General features: G+C 47.8%; 5 protein-coding genes. All 5 read right to left on the bottom strand.

Annotated elements, in window-relative coordinates; all coding sequences use genetic code 11:
* Window positions 1-55: 55 nt before the first annotated feature.
* Complete coding sequence (locus VN429_RS11560; protein WP_325633476.1) at window positions 56-1,012, bottom strand: methyltransferase domain-containing protein; 957 nt, start codon at window positions 1,010-1,012, stop codon at window positions 56-58.
* A 60-nt stretch (window positions 1,013-1,072) separates the two neighbouring features.
* Window positions 1,073-1,435 carry a response regulator gene (locus tag VN429_RS11555; protein ID WP_325633474.1) on the bottom strand — a complete coding sequence of 121 codons (363 nt, stop codon included), beginning with the start codon at window positions 1,433-1,435 and terminating at the stop codon, window positions 1,073-1,075.
* 83 nt (window positions 1,436-1,518) lie between these two features.
* Window positions 1,519-2,655 carry a molecular chaperone DnaJ gene (gene dnaJ, locus VN429_RS11550; RefSeq protein ID WP_325633472.1) on the bottom strand — a complete coding sequence of 379 codons (1,137 nt, stop codon included), beginning with the start codon at window positions 2,653-2,655 and terminating at the stop codon, window positions 1,519-1,521.
* Between the two features lie 9 nt (window positions 2,656-2,664).
* Window positions 2,665-4,512: a molecular chaperone DnaK gene (dnaK, locus tag VN429_RS11545; protein ID WP_325633470.1), complete on the bottom strand. Its 1,848-nt coding sequence runs from the start codon at window positions 4,510-4,512 to the stop codon at window positions 2,665-2,667.
* Between the two features lie 5 nt (window positions 4,513-4,517).
* Window positions 4,518-5,072, bottom strand: coding sequence for a nucleotide exchange factor GrpE (locus VN429_RS11540; RefSeq protein ID WP_325633468.1), 555 nt, complete (start codon window positions 5,070-5,072; stop codon window positions 4,518-4,520).
* Between the last annotated feature and the right edge of the window lie 124 nt (window positions 5,073-5,196).

The following is a 5,196-nucleotide window of genomic DNA, read 5'->3' as shown; positions in this document are numbered from 1 at the left end:
GTTCCTAACTATCCTCTATTCTTCAATTTAACTTTTAGATGTGTGAGTGATCCTTTCAGTGTGTTATTACAAGAATCCGCCTGGTGAGACTCCGGTGGACCCGTTGTTCAAAAAATTCACAGATGGTGAAGTACTCTGATACAAGTGATCTGATATCCCGATGTGTCACGATTACTGATCGTAAACCCGGTCTTGTAATCCTGCTTATCTCTCCAAGGGCGCTCTGGTACAGATCCTCAAGTTCTGATCCGATAATAAATACTGATTGCCCGTACGGAAGATCTGATACAACATGATCGATTGAGTTGTCAGGGAACGGGAGGTATCTGACATCAGCGATAGCGGCTTTTGATTCTGGAAGATTGAGACGGGTTCCTTTAATCATAAGCGGATCTGCATCAGTACCCACTGCATTACATCCGATGAGTTCTGCTTCAATCTGGGTACCTCCTGTTCCACAAAAGGGATCCAGCACTGTTTCTCCTGGCATGGCATGAGCAAGATTCACGAGGGATCGGATCATTCGGGGCATCATAACACCAGGGTGGAAAAATTCCCTGTTACCCGGTTTTCGTTCATGATATGGACCACGCTCAAGTTCCCAGAGAACTTCACCAAAATAGATCCTGTCGCCTGAGGCAATGGCACGAAAGACCCTCTCCGGTTCTGATACCGATACCGGCCCTTCTATGTATGTTCCGATGAGCCGTTCCATCTGCATGGTTGAGAGGCTCATTCTTGATCCATCCATCTTTTTTACTCTGCCGCAATATGGTAGATCCGAGGTAAGGGAAAGCTCTGAAAGCATCTTGATAAAAGCCTCTTCATCAGCAGAACATTCTCCCTGGCACCGCATTACCCGGTGAGTGTAGGCAAGCCTCTGGACTAATTTCGGGTCTGGTATTTCAGCAACCGCTACCTGAACCCGATGATCAGTCACTCTGCCGATACAGGAGATTTCAGCCCTGGGGATATCAGGATGTTCACCCCAAAGCTCAAAGATCAGTTTCACTGTCTAGTGTTAACCGGGAATGCATAAAAGATGTGGAATAATCAGAAGAGATTCGGTTTATTATGATGATAAAGCTGTGTTGATCTTCTCATTCAGACTTTCTTGTGTAAAGGGTTTGACAATATATCCTTGAGCACCTGAAGAGAGTGCTTCCTGGACATGGTGGGACTGTTCAGAAGCTGTACACATGATAACCCTGGCATCGCTGTTCAGTTCCTTAATCCGTTTTAGGACTGCAAGGCCGTCCATATCAGGCATCAGGATATCCAGAATGACAAGATCTGGAGAAAGACGTACAAAAAGGTCTATCGCCATTTCTCCGGTCTCTGCTTCGCCCACGATCTCATGTCCTCCCTTTTTTGCCATGATGCCTATGAGTCTGCGCATATATGATGCATCATCAACAAGGAGGAGAGTTCCCATGATCTACAATTTACGTTTAAACCCAATTAAGCGTTTTGATAAAAAGTTTGATGGTGGCGATTTACCACCAAATATGTTTGTTGTTAACTCCCTAGAATTGACTCAAAGAATCCTTTTTTATCCCCGTTTCCTTTTGGGGTATGTCCTTCAAGTGCCAGGATTTTCTCATATAATTCTTTGGTTTCACCATGAACATTCTTTGGGATAACAACCTCAACAAGTACCAGTAGGTCTCCATGTCTGCCACGCCGCCTGACTCCTTCTCCTGAAACCCTGAGCCGTTTTCCTCCTTGTGTTCCAGCAGGTATCTTAACCTCAAGTTTTCTATTATCAATGGTTTCGAGCTCAATTGAGGTTCCGAGTACTGCCTGGGCAGGGGAGATCTGAACCTTGGTCCCCAGATTATCTCCTTCACGCTGGAAACGGGTTTCTGGCTTGACATGCATTTCAATGTACAGGTCACCATTTGGCGCACCATGGTCACCAGCCTCGCCGTATCCCTCCATTCTCAGACGCATTCCGGTATCGACACCGGCAGGGATATGGACCGAAACTTTCCTGCGGACTTTTGCATGTCCTGTCCCATGGCATGTAGGGCAGGGTTTTTCCGGAACCTTACCCCGCCCATGACAGAGATCACATGTGCCCTGCCTGACAAAGTTGCCGAATGGTGTCTGGGTCTGTTGCCTTATCTGTCCTGACCCACCGCACTTGGGACAATTCTTGAGGTTCCGGTTTTCGCTCCCGGTACCTTCACATGTCTGACAAGCCTCTGCATGCATCACTTCGATCTCTTTGTCGAGTCCGAATGTGGCATCTTTGAGTGAGATGTCCAGGCGCATGAGAAGGTCATCTCCTCTGCGGGGACCACGCTGCCTTCCACCTCCGAACCCTCCAAAGATGTCACTGGCAAAGTCGAAGATGTCGCCGAATCCTGAGAAGTCTGCGTTAAACCCGCCGCTGTATCCACCCCCTCCGTAGGATCCCTTGGAGGCGTTGGTGAAGTTGTCATGTCCCATCTGATCATACTGGGCCCGCTTCTGGGAATCAGACAAAACACTGTACGCCTCGTTGATCTCCTTGAATTTGTCTTCAGCCCCGGGATCCTTGTTTACGTCTGGGTGGTACTTCCGGGCAAGGTTGCGGTAGGCTTTCTTTATCTCTTTGTCATCGGCTGTCCGTGAGATGCCGAGTCTGTCATAATAATCTCCCGCAACCATGATTCAGGTTCACTCCTTCTTCTCAGTGAAATCAGCGTCAACCACGTTGTCGTCTGTTGGTCCGGTGTTCTGCTGTTCTCCAGCTCCTTCGGCCTGCTGCTGGGCTGCCTGCTCCTGCTGTACTTTCTGGTAGATCTTGGTTGTTATTGTGTAGACAGCCTCGGTCAGTTCTTCCATAGCCTTCTTGATCTGCTCGGAGTCAGTTCCCTCAAGTGCCTTCTTGACTGCATCGATCTTTTCGCGGACCTTGGTCTTGTCTTCCTCTTCTATCTTGTCGTCAGACTCTTTGAGGAGTTTTTCTGCAGAGAAGACAGCCATGTCAGCACTGTTTCTGACCTCGATCTCTTCCTTCTTTTTGGTATCCTCTTCCTCGAACTTCTTTGCGTCGTCAACCATCCGCTCGATCTCATCATCTGAGAGTTTCTTACTACCTTTGATGGTGATCTTCTGCTCATTACCTGTGCCAAGGTCTTTGGCAGATACGTGGATGATACCGTTTGCATCGATATCGAAGGTGACCTCGATCTGGGGGATACCTCTGGGAGCTGGCGGGATGCCGGTCAGCATGAACTTTCCGAGAGTGAAGTTGTCTGCTGCAAGTTTTCGCTCACCCTGAACCACATGAATCTCAACTGAAGTCTGATTGTCTGCTGCAGTTGAGAATACCTGGCTCTTCTTTGTTGGGATGGTTGTATTTCTGTCGATGATCGGGGTTGCTATTCCACCAAGGGTCTCGATTGAGAGAGTCAGTGGGGCAACATCGAGCAGAACGATATCGCTGGTTTCACCACCGAGGACTCCACCCTGGATCGCTGCACCGACTGCAACACACTCGTCCGGGTTGATTCCCTTGTCTGGTTCTTTTCCAAGGATCTCCTTGACTTTCTGCTGAACAAGCGGAACACGGGTTGACCCACCAACGAGCAGCACGTGATCGATATCTGATGGGGTCATACCAGCGTCTGAAAGTGCCTGCTTGACCGGGCCAATGGTGCTTTCAACCAGGTTGCCGATGAGTTGTTCGAATTTGGACTTGGTCAGATCGATGTCCAGGAACTTCGGACCACTTGAGTCGGTGGTGATATATGGCAGATTTACGTTGGTCTTCTGTTTTTGTGAAAGTTCGATCTTTGCATTCTCTGAGGCATCACGGAGCCGCTGCATTGCCATTGGGTCCTTGGTCAGGTCGATGCCCTCCTTCCTCTTGAACTCCTCGACCAGGAAGTCAGTGACTAACTTATCAAAGTCGTCGCCACCAAGGTGATTGTTACCTGCAGTTGCCTTAACTTCAAAGACTCCGTCACCAAGGGTCAGGATTGAAACATCGAATGTACCGCCACCAAGGTCGTATACCAGAACTGTCTTGTCCTCTTCTTTGTCGATACCGTATGCAAGGGCACTTGCAGTCGGTTCGTTGATGATACGGAGAACTTCAAGTCCTGCGATAGTTCCTGCATCCTTGGTTGCTTGTCGCTGGGAATCGTTGAAGTAAGCAGGCACGGTAATGACAGCTTTCTTGATCTCATCCCCAAGATATGCCTCTGCATCACTCTTGAGTTTCTGAAGGATCATCGCAGAGATCTCCTGAGCGCTGAAGTTCTTTCCGTTCAGATTGAACTTCTTGTCAGTTCCCATGCTCCGTTTTACGGAAATTATGGTGTTCTGATGGTTGGTTATAGCCTGGCGCTTCGCAAGACTCCCGACAAGTCTTTCTCCATCTTTGGTAAATGCGACAACCGATGGAGTGGTTCTGCCACCTTCAGCGTTGGGGATGACGACGGCTTTTCCACCTTCCATGATTGACATGCATGAATTTGTTGTTCCCAGATCGATACCCAGAATTTTTTCACTAGCCATTTTATTTACTCCTTAAATTGTTCTGATTCGTTTCCACGCGATACTGTAACTTTAGCAGGTCTGATAACTTTGCTGTTCAGGCAGTAGCCCTTACAGACTTCATCACAAACGATTCCCTCATCCTTTTCGGATGGAACGTAGGCAATCGCCTCATGATGGGTTGGATCAAATTTCTCGCCTGATGATTCATATGAGGAAATACCCTGCCTGTCGAGAACATTTTCCAGCAATTTTTTGATCTGATTCATCCCCTCATGTTCGGAACCTTCTGCAACAAGGGCACGTTCAAGGCTATCTGCAACTTCAAGCATGTCTTTAGCAAATCGTTCGATCGCTGAGCTGGTCCGTGATTCTATATCCCGGGCACTTCTCTTTCTGAAATTTTCAAAGTCAGCAGCAAGCCTCAAGTATCTGTTATGGAGATCATCGTACTCACCCTGCAGGATCTCAAGGGGAGTGCGTTCATCCTGAGGTGGAGATTCCTCCGGAATCAGTTCTCCGACTTCACCCTGATCTTCTCTGGGTTCCTGCGGAGCCCCTTCATCTGCGGAATTAATCATACGTGGTCACCATATCTGTTGTAATGTAGTTCTATATAATAATTTCTCATCATTCACTATCACTACTACATAACCATTGTCTGCTCCAAACAAAAATCTCCTCAATTTTAAGCCTGATTATAAA

Origin of the sequence: Methanospirillum sp., from assembly GCF_035560735.1 — an archaeon.
In the GTDB taxonomy this organism is placed as follows: domain Archaea; phylum Halobacteriota; class Methanomicrobia; order Methanomicrobiales; family Methanospirillaceae; genus Methanospirillum.
Note: the sequence above shows the minus strand (reverse complement) of the source record. Positions and strands in the feature narration are given on the sequence as shown.